The sequence below is a fragment of the Paralteromonas sediminis genome, assembly GCF_003820355.1.
Lineage (GTDB): Bacteria > Pseudomonadota > Gammaproteobacteria > Enterobacterales > Alteromonadaceae > Alteromonas_F > Alteromonas_F sediminis.
This window is the reverse complement of sequence record NZ_RPOK01000003.1, coordinates 193,758-212,966: the sequence shown is the minus strand read 5'-3', so window position 1 is coordinate 212,966 and position 19,209 is coordinate 193,758. Positions and strand designations below refer to the sequence as shown.

Annotated in this window: 17 protein-coding genes; 11 read left to right on the top strand and 6 right to left on the bottom strand. The window is 44.8% G+C overall.

Translation table 11 applies throughout. The features are described 5' to 3' along the window. Positions 1–181: 181 nt before the first annotated feature. Positions 182–3,286 (bottom strand): TonB-dependent receptor domain-containing protein, encoded by a 3,105-nt coding sequence (locus tag DRW07_RS10080; protein ID WP_124027794.1) that lies wholly within the window; start codon positions 3,284–3,286, stop codon positions 182–184. 442 nt (positions 3,287–3,728) lie between these two features. Further along, a complete protein-coding gene (locus DRW07_RS10075) occupies positions 3,729–4,862 on the bottom strand; it encodes a pyridoxal-phosphate-dependent aminotransferase family protein (RefSeq protein ID WP_124027793.1) in 1,134 nt (377 codons plus the stop codon). A gap of 162 nt (positions 4,863–5,024) precedes the next feature. On the opposite strand from DRW07_RS10075, the gene DRW07_RS10070 reads away from it, so the two are divergent. Further along, on the top strand, positions 5,025–5,360 hold the full coding sequence (locus tag DRW07_RS10070) for a zinc ribbon domain-containing protein YjdM (RefSeq protein WP_124027792.1): 336 nt from the start codon (positions 5,025–5,027) through the stop codon (positions 5,358–5,360). Between the two features lie 3 nt (positions 5,361–5,363). On the opposite strand, the gene rluF is transcribed toward DRW07_RS10070, so the two are convergent. Next, positions 5,364–6,095, bottom strand: a complete 732-nt coding sequence (rluF, locus tag DRW07_RS10065) for a 23S rRNA pseudouridine(2604) synthase RluF (RefSeq protein WP_124027791.1) — start codon at positions 6,093–6,095, stop codon at positions 5,364–5,366. A gap of 78 nt (positions 6,096–6,173) precedes the next feature. Here rluF and DRW07_RS10060 point away from each other — a divergent pair, with 78 nt between their 5' ends. From DRW07_RS10060 to DRW07_RS10030, 7 genes are all read left to right on the top strand, one after another. Next, complete coding sequence (locus DRW07_RS10060; RefSeq protein ID WP_124027790.1) at positions 6,174–6,950, top strand: 3-keto-disaccharide hydrolase; 777 nt, start codon at positions 6,174–6,176, stop codon at positions 6,948–6,950. Positions 6,951–7,039: 89 nt separating this feature from the next. Beyond that, positions 7,040–7,312 (top strand): sensor histidine kinase, encoded by a 273-nt coding sequence (locus tag DRW07_RS10055; protein ID WP_205665388.1) that lies wholly within the window; start codon positions 7,040–7,042, stop codon positions 7,310–7,312. A gap of 87 nt (positions 7,313–7,399) precedes the next feature. Further along, on the top strand, positions 7,400–8,296 hold the full coding sequence (locus DRW07_RS10050; RefSeq protein ID WP_124027788.1) for an ABC transporter ATP-binding protein: 897 nt from the start codon (positions 7,400–7,402) through the stop codon (positions 8,294–8,296). After that, on the top strand, positions 8,293–9,057 hold the full coding sequence (locus tag DRW07_RS10045) for an ABC transporter permease (RefSeq protein ID WP_124027787.1): 765 nt from the start codon (positions 8,293–8,295) through the stop codon (positions 9,055–9,057). Before DRW07_RS10050 ends, DRW07_RS10045 begins: the two co-directional genes overlap by 4 nt. A gap of 18 nt (positions 9,058–9,075) precedes the next feature. Continuing rightward, a complete protein-coding gene (locus DRW07_RS10040) occupies positions 9,076–10,173 on the top strand; it encodes a sensor histidine kinase (protein ID WP_124027786.1) in 1,098 nt (365 codons plus the stop codon). Continuing rightward, positions 10,170–10,784: a response regulator transcription factor gene (locus DRW07_RS10035; protein ID WP_124027785.1), complete on the top strand. Its 615-nt coding sequence runs from the start codon at positions 10,170–10,172 to the stop codon at positions 10,782–10,784. The genes DRW07_RS10040 and DRW07_RS10035 overlap by 4 nt, the downstream gene beginning before the upstream one ends. A gap of 29 nt (positions 10,785–10,813) precedes the next feature. Beyond that, positions 10,814–11,356 (top strand): PH domain-containing protein, encoded by a 543-nt coding sequence (locus DRW07_RS10030; protein ID WP_124027784.1) that lies wholly within the window; start codon positions 10,814–10,816, stop codon positions 11,354–11,356. A 12-nt stretch (positions 11,357–11,368) separates the two neighbouring features. On the opposite strand, the gene DRW07_RS10025 is transcribed toward DRW07_RS10030, so the two are convergent. Further along, positions 11,369–12,238, bottom strand: coding sequence for a type 2 periplasmic-binding domain-containing protein (locus tag DRW07_RS10025; protein WP_124027783.1), 870 nt, complete (start codon positions 12,236–12,238; stop codon positions 11,369–11,371). Positions 12,239–12,732: 494 nt separating this feature from the next. Between DRW07_RS10025 and DRW07_RS10020 the strand changes: the two genes are divergently transcribed. The 3 genes from DRW07_RS10020 (at position 12,733) to DRW07_RS10010 (ending at position 15,241) form a co-directional block, all read left to right on the top strand. Further along, positions 12,733–13,176 (top strand): MarR family winged helix-turn-helix transcriptional regulator, encoded by a 444-nt coding sequence (locus DRW07_RS10020; RefSeq protein ID WP_124027782.1) that lies wholly within the window; start codon positions 12,733–12,735, stop codon positions 13,174–13,176. 61 nt (positions 13,177–13,237) lie between these two features. Next, entirely contained in the window at positions 13,238–14,131 is an 894-nt protein-coding gene (locus DRW07_RS10015; RefSeq protein WP_124027781.1) for an alpha/beta fold hydrolase, read from the top strand. A gap of 24 nt (positions 14,132–14,155) precedes the next feature. Further along, positions 14,156–15,241, top strand: coding sequence for an RNA polymerase sigma factor (locus tag DRW07_RS10010; protein WP_124027780.1), 1,086 nt, complete (start codon positions 14,156–14,158; stop codon positions 15,239–15,241). Here the strand turns inward: DRW07_RS10010 and DRW07_RS10005 are convergent. Together DRW07_RS10005 and prsT are read right to left on the bottom strand one after the other, a co-directional pair. Next, complete coding sequence (locus DRW07_RS10005) at positions 15,216–16,220, bottom strand: choice-of-anchor A family protein (protein WP_165870465.1); 1,005 nt, start codon at positions 16,218–16,220, stop codon at positions 15,216–15,218. The genes DRW07_RS10010 and DRW07_RS10005 overlap by 26 nt on opposite strands. Before the next feature lie 174 nt (positions 16,221–16,394). Continuing rightward, entirely contained in the window at positions 16,395–19,145 is a 2,751-nt protein-coding gene (gene prsT, locus DRW07_RS10000) for an XrtA/PEP-CTERM system TPR-repeat protein PrsT (RefSeq protein ID WP_124027778.1), read from the bottom strand. Positions 19,146–19,209: the final 64 nt, after the last annotated feature.

Sequence of the window (19,209 nt, the reverse complement as noted above, 5' to 3'; positions counted from 1 at the left end):
CTCTGTTTTTTGCTTAATGTTAAATTGCGCCGCATTAACGATTAAAGCCTTCCTTGTTAAATAAGCTTGGGACTTAAATACTGCAATAGGGCGATAAAAAAAAGGCCCACATTAATACGCGAGGCCTTTTGTTCAATCAGTGTACGCGCCCCCGTAAGAGGCGCGCTTGCAAAACGGCTCCTTAGAAGCCTACTGTGATGTTACCAAACACAGTTCTGCCACCTAGGTCGTAACCAATACCACCAATGCTGCTAAGCGCATTGTTGTTGGTGTACGGAGGCGCTTCATCAAACACGTTGTTAATACCAACACGAACAGTCATTTCGTCTCTGCTCCATGTTAGTGACGCGTCGTGCACCCAGTAAGGGTCTAGGTTGTCGTAAGACAAACAAGCTACTTCATCAGTGAAGTCATTCGCTTGACGACATGGGTTGAAGAATGATGTTTGTGCATCTTCTGGATCATCATTGTCTTCAATCATGCGGCTGATGTAGCGCGACTGCCATACGAAGTTAAAGTCACCAAGACTGAAGATGTTAGTCAAGCTAACACGCCATTCTGGGTTACCAAACTCCATCATGTCATTGTCGATAAAGGTTTCAGCAATACGAATTTCTTCTTCTTCGTCTGTTAGCATCTTAGTAGCACGAACAATTAAGCCGTACTCAACACTGTCTTCTAGGTCAAACGCATTAAACTCTGTGCTGAAGTCGATGTTAAAGTCGATACCTTCAACAATTTGCTTACCAAGGTTCAACTGAAGTGCTTCAACGAAGCTAATTTCACCAGACGTCGCGTCACCCGCAATACGTGGGTCACGAACAATGTACTGACATACTTCATCACTTAGTCCAACTGAGTTGTAGCAGCGACCAACGATAGTGTCTGCACCCAACTGGTCAACTTCGTTTTCGATTTCGATTTCGAAATAGGTGGTTGAGAAGTTGAAGTCGATGCTTTCTAACCAAGGCTGCTCGAAAACAATACCGAAGGTTTTAGACTCAGAGGTTTCTGCCTGTAGGTCAGGGTTAGAGCCTGACGCAACTTGCGTAGGTGCACCGAAGAAGATTGGGTTCTGTGTTCCCAAGCCTCGAGTACCCAATGCTTCAGGATCGGTAGCTGCTAGACCGTATGGGCCGCCACCGTTGCGACAATTGTCAAGCACAACCTGTTCACGTGGGTCTAGGTCTGGATTGTACAGACGAATCTCTGGCGTGTTCGGATCGTTGTCGTGGTCGACAAACGGTACTGCGATTCCAGGCACACGACACGGATCACTTGGATCTTCAAAACCAGTAACCTGTCCGCCGAACTGCTCACCTAGGTTAGGTGCACGGAACGATGTACCGATTGAACTACGAATACGGAAGTACTCAACAGGTGCGTACTGACCCTGAATACGGTACGTAGTTTCTTCACCGAAGTTTTCTTCTTCTGTGTAACGTGCTGCCAAGTTGAATGACAAGTCACTGATGAAGTCCATATCGCCTAGGATAGGTAAGTCAAGCTCTACGAAAGCCTCTTTCAATGTACGGTCACCGTTTGAACCTGGGTCACCAAAGAAGCCTTGGAAATCACCTGCAGATGCACCGGCGTCAGTATCAGTACGGATTTCATCTTTACGATATTCCACACCCAACACTAAGCTAGCAGGCGAACCTGAAGGCAACTCAAAGATTTCACCAGCAACGAACGCATTGAACAAAGATTGTTCAACAATAGTGTTGGTCATACGGTTCGGGAACAAGTAGTCGTTGTCTGCTTGATCAGGGAAACGGCCAGTAAGAATAAAGGTCGGATCGAAGAAGTTAAGCGGACGACAGTTAACGGTTTGGCCAACACCTGGTACGGTACGCGGGTCACACACTGCGTTGCCGTTAGCGTCAATACGCGTATTTTCCAATGTCTGCTGTAAACGAGGGAAGAAAGGAATACCTTTAACCTTGTCTTGACCACTAGAGCGCGAGTAGCTTGCATACGCATCATAGGTCCATAGTGAAAGTGAACCTAGCCCTTCAAGGAAAGGAAGATCACCTTTAACACCAGCCGTCAAACGCGTTTGAGCAACTTCTGTTCTGTTTTCAAAACGGTTGTTGAAGTATAGCGTTGCTTGTTGGCCAAAGTTGCCAAGTGCGTAATCGCCAGAAATACGAACGTTACCTTGTCCTGATGTGTTGGTGTATGTGTCACGAATACCCCAAGAAGCTTCGAAGTAAGTCGTTGCATCGCCATACCAACCTTCTGGTGAGTACTCACCATAGGAATAGAAAGTAGTACGTTCAAAGTCAGGGAACATTTGTGCGTTTAGCTCTTCAGGGAAAAGAAGTAGCGCCGCACCATTTGCACTGTCTGGCAATAGTAGGTCTGCAGTTACAGGAATACGGAAGAAACCTGGTGGTAGACCTTCTTCAACACGGCCAGGCTCGAAGCCCAAGAAACCTTGAGGCGCACCACTTACTGCACCCGCACCGAAGCTACCAGTACATGATTCATACAAAGTGCCACTTGCACCTTGTGTTACCGCACTTCGGCAGTTACCCGCATACGGGCTGTAGAAGTCGGCGAAGTCTCTTTCTGTGAAGCCGCCACGTCTGCTGTGCTCTAAAGCAAAGCCCATGAAACCACGGTCAGTGTTCATGCCCCAAGTTGCTGAGAATACGTCACGTCCACCGCCATTTACTGTTTGAGGGCTGGTAGTGAAAAAGTCTAACTGAAGACCGTCGAAATCGGTTCTTAGTACGTAGTTTACAACACCGGCAACCGCGTCAGAACCATAAACTGAAGACGCACCGTCTAGAAGAACGTCAACACGTTGGATAAGTGAACCTGGAACCAAGTTAAGGTCAGGAGCACTTGGCGCGCCACGTACACCAGCTGGTGCAAGACGACGACCATTTACCATAACAAGCGTACGACCTGGATCTAGACCACGCAAAGAAGCGGTTGCAGAACCCGGACCGCTGTCAGATAACAAGCCAGCAGAGGTAGATAACCCCGTGGTAAATTGCTGACCTTGAACAACCGTTGTTTGAGCCAATAAGTCTGCCGCGTCAACCAAACCTAGGTCACGAGCAAACTCGCCATCAATTACTTGTACTGGAGAAGCAGAAGAGAATTCGGCCTTAGCAACACGAGAACCTGTTACGACAACCTTTTCTACGACTTCTTCTTCCTTCTCAACTTCGTTTGTGTTTTCTTCTTGTGCACTGAGGGAACTACTGATCGAAAATGCGCTCAATAGTAGTGCACTTTGAACCGCCTTAGCGATTAAAGTTTTGCTAATCATTAACTTAGTCCTTGATTATGCTAATTATTTTAGTGGTAGCTACTGTGGAGTCTTAGTATATGTTTTCTTGAATAGAACCAAGCAGCACTGTTCTTTTAAACTAATTGGGGTAAGGAAACAATCCTTGTACGACTGAGAGGTCAAAAAATGAACAGTTGTAAATGCGGGAAAGTGTGTATTTGTGTTACAAATCGTAAATCGAAATAGCACATTTGAGATGAAACGACTCAATTTGACGGTCAAACTTGGAAAAAGGCTCTAAAAAATGGTTGTTTCGTACACATCTGCCAAGAGTATTGTCTACTTCTATATAAAAAAATGTCCGGTGTGACGAATTGATTACACAGATAGGAAAAAATTCAAATAATGAAGTAAATTGTTGTACGGGGGTGTAAATTAATATTTACACCCTTTGAAGGCCTGCTACAGTAGCCCTACGCCCTTATCTTTTCAAGGCGTCCTTCAGTGCTGCAAGGCACAATGCAATGTTTTCTTTACGTGCACCATAGCCCATTAGGCCTATTCGCCAAGCTTTGCCTGCAAAACCACCTAAGCCTGCGCCAATCTCGATATTGTATTCGTTAAGCATAATATTGCGGACCTTGGCGTCATCAATGCCCTCGGGAATATGAACAGCATTAAGCTGCGGAAGGCGGTCCTGTTCCGGTACGATGAACTCGATACCTAGTTTTTCCAAACCAGACCTGAGAATGGTGTGCATTTCTGCATGGCGTTGCCAAGATGCAGCAAGCCCTTCTTGATGCAACAAAATGAGTGATTCGTGAAGTGCATAGAGCGCATTGACTGGAGCGGTATGATGGTAACTTCGCTTGCCCTTATTACTCTCTGAAGAACTCCAATAGTCCATAACCAACGTTTGATCTAAAAACCAGCTTTGAACTTTATGTGAGCGGGCCTTCATTTTTTGTACCGCCTTTTCACTGAAGCTAATGGGCGATAGTCCTGGTGTACATGACAAACACTTTTGTGAACCAGAATAAATAGCGTCGATGCCCCATTCGTCCACATTTAATGCTATACCCCCTAAGGATGTGACGGCATCAACAATGCTAAGACAATCATATTGCTGTGCCAATTGACATAGAGATTGTGCATCAGAACGTGCTCCCGTAGACGTTTCTGCATGTACAAAAGCCAAAAACCTGGCATCGGGATGGGCCTTTAGCGCATCCTCGACTTTGTTGACATCGACCGCCCGTCCCCATGGAGAATCGACCACAATTGCGGTACCGCCTATACGCTCAACATTTTCCAGCATGCGAGAGCCAAAAACACCATTTCGGCAGACAATGACCTTATCGCCTGGCTCAACCAAGTTAACAAAGCAAGTTTCCATACCCGCTGAACCTGGGGCAGAGACCGCCATCGTAATAGGGTTGCTAGTTTGAAACGCATATTGAAGCAATGATTTCACTTCATCCATCATTGCCACAAAGAGCGGGTCCAAATGGCCTATTGTAGGTCGAGACAGGGCTTGCAGTACACGAGGCGAAATATCTGATGGGCCTGGCCCCATTAGGGTTCTAGCTGGTGGGTTAAAAGATGTATATTGCATGTTGCTACCTCAGTGTGCTGTTTTTTAAAATTTCAACATAGCAAGGCAATAAAGGCCAATAAAAGGCATTTATATTCGGGATGAGTGGAAGGCGTTTAACTTTGGCTTTAGCAGTAAATAGACGGTATCATAAAGAATTCAATCATCATTACATTTCATGCTATGTCTTTACCACCTTGCCCACAATGCCAATCTGAATACGTTTATCAGGACCAAAGTCAGTTAATTTGTCCAGAATGTGGGTTTGAATGGAATCCTCAGGAAATGGCTGAAGAAGCGCAACTGAATATCAAAGATGCAAATGGTGCATTACTTGCTGAAGGTGACAAAGTCACCTTTATCAAAGATCTAAAAGTAAAGGGAAGCTCTTTAGTCCTAAAAATTGGTACAAAAGCGGTAATCCGTCGTATGGTTGAAGGCAAAGACCACCAACTCGACTGCAAAGTAGATGGCGCAGGCGATATGATGATCACCGCGCATTTTGTCAAAAAAGCGTAAGGCCTACGACTGCGCGGTTTTACTGGATTGCGATACCGCGGCGTTTATTTGAGCCAGTTCTCGTTCGGTTAAATCACGCCACTGACCGGGCTTTAGCCCTTTAAGCGTGACGTTCATGATCCTGACGCGCTTAAGTTTAACCACCTCATACCCTAAAAATTCGCACATTCTGCGAATTTGCCTGTTAAGACCCTGAGTGAGAGTAATTGAAAAGGTATACTTACCGATTGCTTTGGTCTTACATGGTTTTGTAACTGTCCCGAGTATGGGGACACCTTTACTCATTTTACCGAGAAAGCGCTCACTGACCGGCTGATTAACGGTCACCTCATACTCTTTTTCATGCCCATTTTCTGCACGCAAAATTTTGTTCACAATGTCGCCATCGCTGGTCAAAAAAATAAGGCCTTCCGAAGGCTTGTCCAATCTGCCGATAGGAAAGATTCGTGCAGGATGTTTAATGGCATCAATAATATTACCTTTTACCTTTCGTTCAGTTGTACAGGTGATTCCTATTGGCTTGTTGTAGGCGATGTATATTCGGTCGCCCTTGTCTCGTGCGACGGCACTGATCACCTTGCTATCTACTGCAACGGTATCACCGTCTTCTACCTTTGTTCCTAGCTCAGGCACTGTGCCATTAATTGTGACGCGCTTTTGCTCTATGAGTTTGTCAGCTTCACGACGCGAGCAGAACCCAGAATCACTGATGTACTTATTCAGACGTTTTGACAAGTTTTTGTGCCCACTGCGAGGTTAAAGTTGAGATTGTATGAGGATTTTTCCTGAGATGGTAGTGATGATTTTTTTGAGATGGCCCAAGAAGCAGGGTATTGTGTTAACGAAAAAATAACAAAAGTAAAATGGGAACAATTAGACGTGTACTCGCTTATTAAACGCGTGGCAATTACTGCTATTTCATTAACAGCAATGCTGTCATTGTCTTCATATGCATGTGGTGCAGACAATACTCTGACAAAAGAAGAGGAAGAGGGCGGCTGGGAACTGCTTTTCAATGGTGAAGATTTGGGGCATTGGCGAAATTTTAAGAAGAATAGTCTCAGTGAAAAGTGGGTCATTGACAATGGTGCGATGCATCTGTCAGCCGCGGGTGGCGGCGATATAATGACTAAAAAGCGCTACCAGAACTTTGAACTGAAGCTGGAGTGGAAAATTTCAAAAGCGGGTAATAGCGGTATTTTTTTTCTTGTTTCAGAAGAAGGTAAGTACATTTACTCGCGCGCTCCCGAGGTGCAAATACTCGATAACGAACGCCATTCAGATAACAAAGTCGACTCACATCTTGCAGGGTCTGTTTATGGGTTGGTAGCCTCTCACACTCGTGCACACAAGCCAGCGGGAGAATGGAATCAGGTCGTTATTCGGCTACAGGACAGACATCTTCAGGTATGGCAAAACGGAGTGTCAACTGCCAGTGTTGTGATAGGCAGCTCAACCTGGAAGACGTTAGTTGCTGATAGTAAATTTTCGACCTGGGAAGGGTTTGCATCGGCACATGACGGGCATATCGGTTTACAGGATCACAGCGACCCTGTGTGGTTCAAAAATATCAAAATAAGAGCCTTATAAACATGGATGAAACTCAGCATGCTGTTCTGGTAGTGGGCCTCGCTCACGAGCTCAATACGCCATTAGGCACGGCGATTTGATCCTCAGTGGTGGTTAAAGTTACTCTGAACGAATTTGAAGACTACTATTCGGTTACCGTAGAAGACAATGGTGTAGGGATCTCCAGTGAAGAACAACATAAAGTATTTAACCCCTTCTATACACTCGCTAGACATAAAGGCCATGTCGGTCTTGGTTTGAACATCGTTTTCAATTTGGTATCTCAGGTTTTAGGCGGCACGATTAGCTACCAACCATCATCACTGGGTGGGGCAAACTTCAGGTTCACACTCAGCAAGACTCGCGAAGAAGTCGACGTATGACAATTGTCATCTTTGTTTGATGACAAAACACTCTTACTTGTATTGTTAGCGTAAGTCACACTGGTACTCAATCTTAAAGGGGGTGCCATGTCCGAAATCATTTCCGTTGTTGGTGTTAGTAAGAAATTCGATAAGGTTGCAGTATTAAAGAACATCAGCTTTCAACTGAGAAAGGGGGAGTTGCTGGCTTTACTGGGCGAAAACGGAGCCGGTAAAACGACATTGATTTCTATGATTCTAGGTCTGCTCAAGCCCGACCAAGGCAGTATAACAATACTAGAGCATCGCCCTGGCTCTTTTCAGGCTAAGCATCGAATCGGTGTTATGCTTCAGTCTGCATCCTTACCTGATAAGTTAACAGTTATCGAGCAGCTACGCTTATTTTCTGCCTACTATACTCATCCACTCGAACTTGAAGAGGTTATTGCATCAGCCAAAATTGGTACATTTTTAGAACAACCCATTGGCGTGTTATCGGGAGGGCAGAAACAAAGGCTATTGTTTGCCCTCGCCCTCTTAGGTAACCCAGACGCCCTTATTTTAGACGAGCCCACGGTCGGACTGGACGCTGAATCGCGACGTGTCTTTTGGCAATGCATCAACGATCTGAAGTCTCAGGGTAAATCCATTATTCTGACGACCCATTATCTGGATGAGGCAGAGGCCTTAGCAGACCAGGTTGTATTGCTCCATCGCGGCTCAGTGGTGTTAAACGACACTACGTCTTCAATAAAAGCGCAAATAAAGTATCGCGAAGTGCAGTTTGTTTCTGAACACACCCTTGATGCGCTCATAACCGCAATAGGTGAACAATCAATACAACAACAGGGAAAAACATTTAGCGTGCAAACCCTTGTCCCGGAGACACTGATAACGAACCTAGTCAAACATAAGGTCCCCTTTAACGATTTAGTAGTCAAACCGATTTCACTTGAAGACGCGGTTGATAGGGTTTCAAAATTAACGTTGGGAGTTGCTGTATGAGCCAATTAACTCACCGTATGAAAATAGTATATTTGGAAACTAAGACTGAAAATCTGAAAACATGGCGTACTTTGGGATTTGTATTGCCTAGCCTGTCGTTTCCTCTGATGTTTTATTTATTTTTTGGTGTGATATTTGCCGGTATGAATGGTGAAAACGACGCCGAGAAAGTGTCAGGTTATCTTTTGGCAACCTATGCAGTCTTTGGCGTTATTGGCCCCGCATTGTTTTCATTCGGTGCCGATATGGCGACAGAAAAAGATAAAGGCTTGTTAACACTGAAACAAGTCAGTCCAATGCCCGTGATTATATATTTTATCGCCAAAGCGTTAACGGCCATGGGTTTTGCATCAATCATAACATTAGCTATGTTTCTGATAGCGGCATTGCTTGGTGGTGTTTCCTTGTCTGCAGGGCAGTGGATAGGCACCTGGTTGGTATTAATCGTGGGTACTATACCCTTTTGCGCAATGGGCATCTGTTTGGGTTTAAAAGCCAAAGCTCAGGCTGCAGGTGCGCTTGTGAATGTAATCTATTTGCCGATGGCATTTCTCTCTGGCCTTTGGTTGCCCATTCAAATGATGCCTGCGGTCATACAAGATTTCGCAGGATTCATGCCGGCTTATCATTTGTCTCAATTGGTGTTAAAAATTCAGGCATTTGATGTGGGGCAAAGCCTGTGGTTACATGTCATGGCCTTGCTGTGCTTTACTCTTTTGTTTACGGCCTTGGCTTTGAAGTGGTTTAACTGTAATGATTAATCAAGGCGAATTACAACCATGAGTAGTCAATCAATGTGGCTCAAGATTCACCATAAATTGCTACCTCAGGACTCAGGGCAAGGTTATCTGCCCTATGTCTTGCTAGTCTATATGTGGTTCTTGTTTATTCCTTTTTTCTTTTACGCGCCTCCGCTGAGTACTTGGTTGATCACGTTGATTGGTGCTGGTTGTTTCCTTGTCATTTATTTCTGGACTCACTGGCAGCATGATGTGAGACGGAATTTATTGTCCATCATGCTTATATGCGTGATTGGTTCAGTGGTAGCACTTGAAAATACCGGTGCGTCGGTGTTTTTTGTTTATGCTTCTGCATTTGCATTTAAAGTGGGACCACCTAAAACCGCCATGTTAGTCATCGGCGTTATTGTGAGCTATGTGGGTGGGTATGCTTACCTCAATAGTCTGAGTTGGTATTTCACTTATCCGACCATGTTTTTTTCCACAGTCATAGGTGGAATTAATATCTATCAGACTGAAATTAACCGCAAAAACCGATTGCTCAAATTGTCTCAAGAAGAGTTGAGTAAAGTGGCGGCTATGGCTGAGCGAGAAAGGATTGCTCGTGACCTACATGACCTGATTGGTCATACGCTATCAATGATCACAATGAAAACGCAATTAGCCAACAAGCTTATCGACAAAGACATTGAAAGAGCAAAGAAAGAATTAAAGGAGCTCGAGACGATAAGCCGTGAGACATTAAGTGACGTAAGGGATGCGGTAACGGGATTTAAAAACAGGGACTTTACGTCAGAGTTGGCCAATGCCAAAGTCGTATTTCAGAATGCTGATATTGCGCTCAATACAGATATGAGAGCACAGGTCCCAAAGGGAGAGGTGAACAAGACGCTTACGCTAGCTTTACGAGAAATGGTGACCAATGTTATGCGTCACAGTAACGCGTCTGAATGCACTATTAATTTATTTGAAGAAGGAGATGACATTGTGCTGTCATTTTCTGACAACGGAAAAGTCGAATCATTGACCATGGGGAATGGCCTCAAAGGGGTGCAAGAGCGTGCCGAGTCCTGTGGAGGGAGCCTACGTTTGACATTTGAACATGGATACCAGCTAATCTTAAGGGTACCCGTATGACGCAACAAACAGTTAGCATCATTATCGCAGAAGATCAAAATATGCTAAGAGGCGCATTGGCATCGTTGCTTGAACTTGAAGACGATTTTCAGATCATTGGGCAGGCTAGGGATGGTGCTGAGGCGCTTGAAATGTCAAAGGCGACACTGCCAGATATCGTTGTGACTGACATAGAAATGCCAAATATGACCGGTATTGAGTTGGCAGAACACCTTCAAGTCGCGGGTTTGAAAACCAAGGTCATAGTGCTGACAACGTTTGCTCGCGCTGGTTATTTGAAACGAGCAATGCAAGCTGGCGTAAAAGGTTACTTGTTGAAAGATGCATCCAGTGATGATTTAGCTATGGCGATACGGAAGGTATTTCAAGGTAGAAAAGTCGTCGACCCTGAATTGGTCATTGACGCCCTAGAACACATAGACCCGCTCAGTGAAAAGGAACGCAAGGCACTTAAGCTTGCAAGCGAGGGAATGAGCACAGAAAAAATAGCAGATAGCATGTTCTTATCATCGGGAACTGTGCGCAATTATTTGTCAAATGCCGCAAGTAAACTGGGTGCAGAAAACCGTATTGAGGCAGCGCGAATTGCAAGAAGTAAGGGTTGGCTGTAGGCTGTTAAAAAAAGAAAGAGTAACCCCTGATGAAAGAACGCATTTTGTTAACTGCAGAATTCAACCCTTCGGTAAAGACCTATTGGGTGCTAATGGTCGTCATTGTATCTGGCTTTACGGTTATTGGTATTCCTTTACTCATCGTTACGTTACCACTGGCTTTCTTCATAAGTGGCCGTGTATTGAAAGCCATGTCTGCAAACCTTTATGAGAGAAAGCTGGTCGTTAAACGGGGCGTCTTTAATAAAGTCGAAAAATCTATTCCGTTAGAAAAAATTACTGATGTAGCCTTGATTCAGGGCCCCATAATGAGAGCGTTTGATCTTCAGCAGTTGAGTTTCGAAACCGCAGGGCAATCGGGAGAGGGGGCACTAGTATCATTGCTTGGCATAAAAGACGCTGAAATGTTTAGAGAGACCATATTGCAGCAAAAAGATGCGCTACTTTCTGTTTCCTCGCCTGTGGTAAGTGACTCGACAAATCGTGATGGTGATATAGTGGCGCTAACAGAAAGTGTACATAGGATTGAGCAGCTGCTGCAAAAATTAGTGGAACACAAAACCGCGAAATGATTTTTTGATATATCATTTTAATGACAGCCATAGACGTGTATCTGTCGGGTTTTTTTCACTCAATAACGGGTTGTTTAAACGAAAAATAGTGGCGTGCTGCCACTGTGATAAAGGATACAGGTATTGCATTGATGCGTGAGAACGGAATAGGGCCTGATAGCTGCCATCTTCGAGTGCAAGGTAAAGTCCCTTCTCAATTTCCTCAGCTAACTTTTGGTCAGACTTGCGCAGAAAAAAGTAGATTGGAAATTGGTATGACAGCATGACATGTCGAACTAATCGAATGTCTGGGTATTTGTCCTCGAGCCATTTAATTTCATTTAACCCTTCATACACGGCGCGGGGGAAGTAGTCACATCGTTTAATGTTAATTAGCCTTACTAATTGCAAATACTTGCTTGCTGTTGCAACTGTATAGCCATTTTCGGTCAGGATGTCCGTGTCTGGCCAACTGGTCCCCTGACAAGCGACCATACTCTTTAAGGTGTTTTCGGTGATGTTTTGAAACATCGGCAGATTATCTTTATGAGTTAAAAAATTTCGATAGCCCAATAGACCCCTAACTAACGGAAATCGAACAGCCGCATAATTACGCTGCCTTTGGTCAGATGCACCCTCCCAGAATATATCAATAATATTCCTGTCTAGCAGGGACAAGGTTCGTCCCTCGTTATTTTCAACATGATGCAGTGTTTCGACGTGAACGTCAGAGAGAGTAGGGTTTTTTTCTAACGCCAGCTTAAGGACGTCGGTGACGAACAGAAAGGTTTGTTGATCGGCAGCAAAATATCGCAGAGTCCTTGGGTGTTCTGGCGTTTGGAAGGGCTGTTGTGCCAGTGCGCTGACGCTTAAAAAAAACAAGAAAACGAAGAGATTGCGCACAAAAACAATACCAAATGAAGCATCAATAACACATTGGTTTAGTCTATCAATGCGCTTTTCTCAACTTTTTTGTGCGCCGGATTCAGTGTTTTTAAGCTTTTTAATCTTAGCGTCTAGGACTTTTTCCACATTTTTTCTACCTAGATATGCGATGGGCGCATAGGGATAACGACGTTTAAAAAAGCGCTTTAGAAACATGGTCTTCTCCTTTATGCCACTATATTATTGCCGTGTGTTAATTTGCGTGCTGAAGGAAGAATTTAGCGATTAACGCTGTCACGAGTACAGCCGCGATCGTTAGTCTGATTCCGCAGGCTTTGTAGTAAGATATGGTGCTCCTAACAGGGGAGCTTGAATGAAGCGTATTCATTGTTTTCATGTTTTTTCCTCCATTGGAGGGTTGCTTAAATCTTGATGTCAAGATAAATATAATGCAAAACTATCTTGATATCAAGGTAAGCGTTTTTTGGAAGTTGATATAATTTAAGGTTTTTATGGCTAAGTCGGCTGATTTTTTTGTTCAAACTGCTCTGCTCCAGGGTTTGCTATTTGGTAGTAAAATTGTTTCCAAACAGCTCGATGACGTTTTTTCAGAGATTGATCTTAAGAAATCCAGTTTTGACGTGTTAGCCGCGCTTTATCACGCACAACCTGACTGCGCATTGACGCCCAATGAGCTCATTGAACTGACACATGTTACTTCGGGTTCCATGACATCTAGAATTGACAAGCTCGCCAAGAAAGGCTGGGTTAACCGAGTGAGCAACAAAAGGGATAAAAGAAGTGTAAAGGTGTCATTAACCAAAAGCGGTAAGAAGGTCATAGAAGAGGCCTTGAAAACGCATGAATCTGCTGTGAATAGTATTCTGTCTTGCCTTACAGAGAAGGAGCAACATCGTCTAGCTAAGCTACTAGGTAAAATCGCAAAAAAAAATTAGTCACACTTTTATCGTCTGTGGTTACTAAGTAATAACACTAAGTACAAAGGACATTAATCACATGACAACTATTAATCAACACCTCGCTAAACACTATCACAAGTATCAGTTAATTGGTCTGTTAATTGGCTTTCTTATTGCCAGCTTTTCTATTGCAGCCCAGGAGACCTTCACGGCTTCACAAAAAGGAAAGGGGCCCGCTATTCTTTTTATTCCTGGGCTGATGTCAGATAGCTCTGTGTGGGACGATTTTGCAGAGCAGTTTGAACAAGCACACCAGGTGCACCAGATATCAATAGCCGGTTTTGCCGGTTCAGCGCCGATAGAGAACTGGTCTATTGACCGGGTAGTGGGCGAGGTAGCCCGCTATATTGCCGAAAACGACTTACAAGCGCCACTAATAGTAGGACATAGCCTTGGCGGGTTTATTGCTCTCAAGCTCGCTGTCGATTATCCTCAAGCCGTGGGTAAAGTGGTCTCGGTTGATGGGTTGCCATTCCTATCACCTATTTTCACCCGTGATCCTCAGACTAAGGCAGAAGATATGCGACAACGTGCTGAACAGATGAGACAGTATTATGCCGCACTCTCGCCAGGACAGGTACGGGAAAGCACCCGCAATGGCGTGTATATCCAAGCTAGGAACGAAGAGGCTCAGGAAAAAATATTGGCAATGGCAGAGCGTTCAGATCCACGTACCGTTGGTATTGCGATTAGTGAGTTAATGACCACTGATTTACGGGAAGATCTTACGACAACGCAAACACCTATATTGGTGTTAGGTGCCAGTGGCGCATTTTCCAGCGAGCAAGAACATCAATTTGCTGAGCGTTTATATCAACAACAGGTTTCTCAGGCGCCTACAGCAAAGCTTGTGATGAATAGAGATGCCAGGCACTTTATGATGTGGGAGGCGCCAGAGTGGGTGGCGTCACAGATAGCAAGCTTCATGTAATCTAAGGAAAGGAGAGAAGGCAACATGAATACGCTCGCCGCCGATGTTATCGAAGCTAAGACTGGCAATCTCAAAGCGTTTGAACGGTTAATTAATCACACGCGAAATATGGTTAGCAGCTTGGCCCTTACTATTATCAAAGATGTAGATGCCAGTGAGGAAGTGGCACAGTTGGTCTACATTAATTGTTGGCAAAACCTGAGTTCTCTCAAAAGTGAAAATAGCTTTTTACCTTGGGTTAGGCAATCTACCCGCTATACAGCGCTTAACTACATAAGAGACAACAAGCTTTCCAAACGTATTGGAGGTGACGAGGCCGATGAGTTACTCGCCTCTTATTGCGCGCAGGATCAAGATCCTCAAGAGTACTACGAAACTGATACGATGAAAAAAGTGGTAGCACAACTCGTAGACAATCTACCCGAAGAGACCAGAGAAGTGGTTCTTTTGTATTACCGGGAGGAGATGTCCAGCAAGCAAGTTGCTGAACTGCTATCAATTTCAGAAGCTGCAGTACGTAAGAAATTGTCGCGGGCAAGAGAGGTGTTGAAGCAAGATGCATTAACCAAGATGGGAAGCGCCATCTATGCAACGGCGCCAGCGGTGACCTTTACCGCAATGACGTTGGCAAACCTAACGATGAGTGCACCGGCTTCGGCTGCAACAGGCGGTGCAACTGCAACGGGTCTGACAAAGTGGAGTTGGTTGCTGAGTGGCGCGGCTATTGCGTCAGCCTTTGCGGCTGTTGTGGTCTTTCTAAGTGCGCGATTTCCACTTAAGAACATGCACTCCGAGAGCAAAAAGAAGCAGTTGCTCAAACTGCGCAACTTAACCATAGTTTGGATTTTATTAAGCGGTATACTTCTGTCTACGGCTTATGAATTTACCAAAGGCGCCGCAGCGCCGATTAGCGCGTTTACCGTTTTTTCTGCAGGGCTTTATGTTCTGAGCAGACGTTCTCAGTTGCTTATTGAATCTGACGAGGGAGTGAAATCCCGCGGGAGATTTTGGCACGCTAACTTGAGTAGAGCGTGCCTTATACTGGGGATAGTCGCGGGCTATGCTGGGCTTTTTATCGGCCTTATCAATACTGGACGGCTAGTGCTCTAGCACTGGCCCAGCATGTTGTCCGAATTTTACTCAGTGAACGCCTGAAGACAAATGCCAACGCCAGTGCAATGAGTAGAATAGTCGGTGCTTCGGACACGTGCTCAACATCGGTAACTGGGTCAAACGGATTGTAGTTGATTTGTGTTTCACCTTGCCATGATTTACCAATTACCTGGCCATAAATAGGCACAGTATTTGACGTAATATCGGCGGTAGGCGCTAACACAGTACCGTACAAATCAGAGGTTATGGTTAGCTCACTAACATTGTGGAAGTTATACAATACTTGAAACCCGGGGTCCTGGTTGTCACTGCCCGCAGTGAAGTAACTACTAAAGGGATCAGTGTAGTCATTGATAAAAATTGACGACTGTGACAGGTCAACCGAATTACTACCCGGGTTTGAGATGTTAAATACGATAGTGGCGTCATCAGCTAGTCCTTGGCTGTTGATGTACCAGTCTGTTCTGAACATATCCTGCGTAACGTTAAACACATAAACGCCGTCTTCTGGCACAAGATTAGCGTCGAATGAGAAGTCTAATTTCCAGTTTTCTACGCCAACATCGCCATACGCAGTGCGATTTGCCAATGATTCAGAGAGGTTTTCGAGGTGGGTAAAAGCAGAATCAAAATTGACTGGCAGGTCTGTACCTGTATCAAACTGACTTTCAATTGAACCGCCAGACAAATTCACCTCACCGCCTACTACAGTGGTGCCCGCCTGGTTCCATGAATGTGACTGATAGACGTTCAGCGAGCCAGGGCCTGACTTATTAATATCTCCACCAACTACAAGGTTAGGGCCATCACCCATTCCGAAATTAGCCGTGTGCGTGCCAATATCGTAACCACCGACAACATTTAAGTCACCACCCACGGCAACTCGCCCTTCAACATCTGACGATTTAACCGTGTAGTTTTGTTTAATAAAAGCGTTGTATTGACTGGCTTGGCCCAAATCAATGCTGTCAGCCATAGCACAAGTGCTAACTACCAAGGCTGAAAAGAGTACAAACAGGCGCATCATATCCTCTGTCAATAATGTGGTTTGGTTAAAAATCCGGCGGATTCTATCAGACTTTTAAATAAAATGACAACGTTGTCTGGTTATTTTTTCTTCATGGTAGGTGTTAAAAGGTATCGCGCATCGTCAGTGTCTGAGAATGGCTTTGGCTTCTTCTGCCAATGAATGGGTTTGATTAAGCGATAATGCAGTTGTTGCTGACGTTTTGGCCGAATCCATGCGGTTAAGCTTCGCCAACGCAATGGCCAGATGGTAGTGATAAGTCGGATTGGTACTGTTCTTAGCTAGTGCTTGCCGCAACAGATCTAAGCCTTGCTCAGGGTTTCCTTGTTGCACCAGAATCCAACCTAAGGTGTCGTTAATCGGGGCGAAGTCAGGCGCAAGTTTATAAGCCTTATTTGCGAGTTCAGCTGCTTTGGTAAGATCGTCCGCCTGATACAAGGTTGCAAGGTTATTCAAAAATAACGGCTGAGCATTTAGGTTGGGATAAGCTTCTAATACTTGCCTTGCTGCCGCAATATTACTTTGTTTTTCAAACAGTGCTGATAATTGCGCGACAGCCCATGTGTCATTTTTATTGTCAGCTAACCAGCTTTCCAATAACAAAATAAGCGAATCCGTTTGCTGTGTTGTGGCGTATAGCTGTGCCAGCAACTGGAGGTGGGCTCTTTTGGGGTAGTGGTTAAAGAGTGCTTTGACAACGGGCAGGGCTGCATCAACCTTGTTTTGGGCAAGCAAATTCTCTGCGTTTAGGGTCTGCCATGCCTCTGATGGCGTATTTTCCAAGGCGTTTTCTATCGCTTTGTTTACTGAAGCATAGTCGCCCAATGCAAGGTTGAGCTTTGCATTTAAGTAAGGCGAGGGGGCTTGTCGGAGGGTTGATAACCTTTCGAGAGTAGTGCTGCATGCTTCTGTGTCGTTCAGTTCAAGCTGCAGCAGTGCAAGTTTTTCTAACTCATCTGGCTGGTCATAGATAAGCCCAAATAATAGACGTAATGTTTTTTTTGCTGTTTCTGGCTTACCTATTTTTGCTTCTAATTGACTCCGAGCTAAAAGAAAATCCTGATTGAAAGGCGCAATGTCTTCGAGCAAAGCTGCTGTCTTTTCTGCCTGTTCAAACTGTTCAGTCGCGATATAGAGCGACAACAATGCCATGGCATTTTCCCGGGTGGCATTTTGTGGCGCAGGCAAACTTTCCAAAAGCTTAATGGCAAGCAAATACTGATTTGTGGATACTGCTAAATCTGCATACAGCTGCAGCACATCAACATCGCGGGGGAAAGCATCCAAGATTTGCCGGTAGTAACTTTCTGTCTTATTGCGTTCTCCCTGTTGTAGGTGCATGCCCGCCAGCGCCAATAAAGCCGGTTTAAACCTTTCGTCCAGTTGCAGTGCATGATTAAAAAATTTCTTGGCATCGTCTTTTTGCCCTAACTTGAGCGACAATTCTCCCGCCAATTGCAGTACTTCAACTTTACTCGGTGCTCGCTGTAACAGCGATTGCGTGACTTCTGTCGCTTTTTCAAGCTTGCCTTGCTGTAGTAATAAATAACCAAATAGCAACTGATTTGGAAGCGATGAAGCTGTTTGGCCATTGCTCAGCAGTGCTTCTGCTTTGCCCAATTCGCCCGCGGATAAAAGGGCATGTAAGTAAGTATCTCTTACCAGTGGAACCGAAGCGTGTTTGCCAAATAACCCTTCAGCAAACTGCAAATAATCTCTTGGTTTCTTTGTTTGCTTGAAGATAGCGCTAGCAAGCAGCAGTAGTTCAACTTCGTCAGACTGGTTGCCCAAGGCATGCTGAATATGCATTTCTGCTTGTGCAAAATCGCCGTCTCGCAGTGCAATCGCAGCAAGATTTCTGCGTGCCAGAGGATTTTCTCCGAATTGTGTAATGTAGCGCTGTAACTTGGTTCTGGCCTGCTCAAAATGCTGGTTCATGAAATCTACTACGCCTGCCAGTAATAATGCCTCTTTGCTCATTCTTTTGTCATCAGGCAAGTTAGACAGTTGTTTTAACAGGCTTCTCAGCACCTCTTTACCTTCTTCCACATCACCCTGAAGGGTTAACAGAGAAGAATGAAGTAGCTTCGCATAAGGATTGTCTGGCACCGCTTTTCGCAGCTGTGTCGACAATACCAAAGCCTGGGCTATCTTATCCTGAACCAAAAGTACACTGGCCAACCCAAACAGTGCGTTATGATTATTGGGTTCTCGTTCTAGTATGCGCTGATATTGCGCCGTTGCATGGCCATAGCGTGCTTCGGCTTTTGATAACTCTGCTTGGAGTAATAGAGCTGGAATGTGATTGGGCGATTGTATAAGTGCTTGTTTGACAGTGGATTGTGCTTTTTCAGGCATGCCCTGAGCTTTATGAAGCGAGGCCTTGGCGGTTAATAGCGTCACTAGGTTTCCGTGTGCAGAGAGTCCTGTCTGGTAGGCTTGCTCTGCTAAAGTATAATTTGCCTGGGCTGTGTAGGCATTGCCCATTAATAAATAGTAATCGGGCTCAGTGTTTAATGGGGCATACCGCGCTAGCAAAGCGATGGCTTCTTCCGGCTTGTCTAGCAATAGTTTTACTCTAACAAGGGGGAACACGGCAATCTGACCATCTGCGCCCATATCCAACGACACAGAAAGCTCTTTTTCAGCAGCGTGGACTTTACCTTGCTGTAAGAGTGTTTTGCCTAATAATAGCCTTGCTGGAAGGTATTCGGGGCTAACCTGAAGACTGTTTTTAACTATGATTTCTGCCTCGGAATACTTTCCTTCATCATACAGCGACAAGGCTTTTTCATAATCATTCGACCTTGTTGTCGCGAGGCAGGAAGCAGAGTACAGCACGAATGCTAATACTAATGTGATAAGTGTTTTCATTGGTACCTTCTGGAGCAGTCAAAGGCAATCGCCTTTGCATTTGGCTGCGGCATTATACGGACGA

What these genes read in the sequence shown, in the direction of transcription:
- DRW07_RS10045 (WP_124027787.1), top strand. Translation starts at nt 8,293, where the DNA reads ATGAGCCAATTAACTCACCGTATGAAAATAGTATATTTGGAAACTAAG.
- DRW07_RS10070 (WP_124027792.1), top strand. Translation starts at nt 5,025, where the DNA reads ATGTCTTTACCACCTTGCCCACAATGCCAATCTGAATACGTTTATCAG.
- DRW07_RS10005 (WP_165870465.1), bottom strand. Translation starts at nt 16,220, where the DNA reads ATGGCTGACAGCATTGATTTGGGCCAAGCCAGTCAATACAACGCTTTT.
- DRW07_RS10030 (WP_124027784.1), top strand. Translation starts at nt 10,814, where the DNA reads ATGAAAGAACGCATTTTGTTAACTGCAGAATTCAACCCTTCGGTAAAG.
- DRW07_RS10080 (WP_124027794.1), bottom strand. Translation starts at nt 3,286, where the DNA reads ATGATTAGCAAAACTTTAATCGCTAAGGCGGTTCAAAGTGCACTACTA.
- DRW07_RS10035 (WP_124027785.1), top strand. Translation starts at nt 10,170, where the DNA reads ATGACGCAACAAACAGTTAGCATCATTATCGCAGAAGATCAAAATATG.
- DRW07_RS10060 (WP_124027790.1), top strand. Translation starts at nt 6,174, where the DNA reads ATGGCCCAAGAAGCAGGGTATTGTGTTAACGAAAAAATAACAAAAGTA.
- DRW07_RS10020 (WP_124027782.1), top strand. Translation starts at nt 12,733, where the DNA reads ATGGCTAAGTCGGCTGATTTTTTTGTTCAAACTGCTCTGCTCCAGGGT.
- DRW07_RS10010 (WP_124027780.1), top strand. Translation starts at nt 14,156, where the DNA reads ATGAATACGCTCGCCGCCGATGTTATCGAAGCTAAGACTGGCAATCTC.
- DRW07_RS10040 (WP_124027786.1), top strand. Translation starts at nt 9,076, where the DNA reads ATGAGTAGTCAATCAATGTGGCTCAAGATTCACCATAAATTGCTACCT.
- DRW07_RS10075 (WP_124027793.1), bottom strand. Translation starts at nt 4,862, where the DNA reads ATGCAATATACATCTTTTAACCCACCAGCTAGAACCCTAATGGGGCCA.
- DRW07_RS10050 (WP_124027788.1), top strand. Translation starts at nt 7,400, where the DNA reads ATGTCCGAAATCATTTCCGTTGTTGGTGTTAGTAAGAAATTCGATAAG.
- DRW07_RS10015 (WP_124027781.1), top strand. Translation starts at nt 13,238, where the DNA reads ATGACAACTATTAATCAACACCTCGCTAAACACTATCACAAGTATCAG.
- prsT (WP_124027778.1), bottom strand. Translation starts at nt 19,145, where the DNA reads ATGAAAACACTTATCACATTAGTATTAGCATTCGTGCTGTACTCTGCT.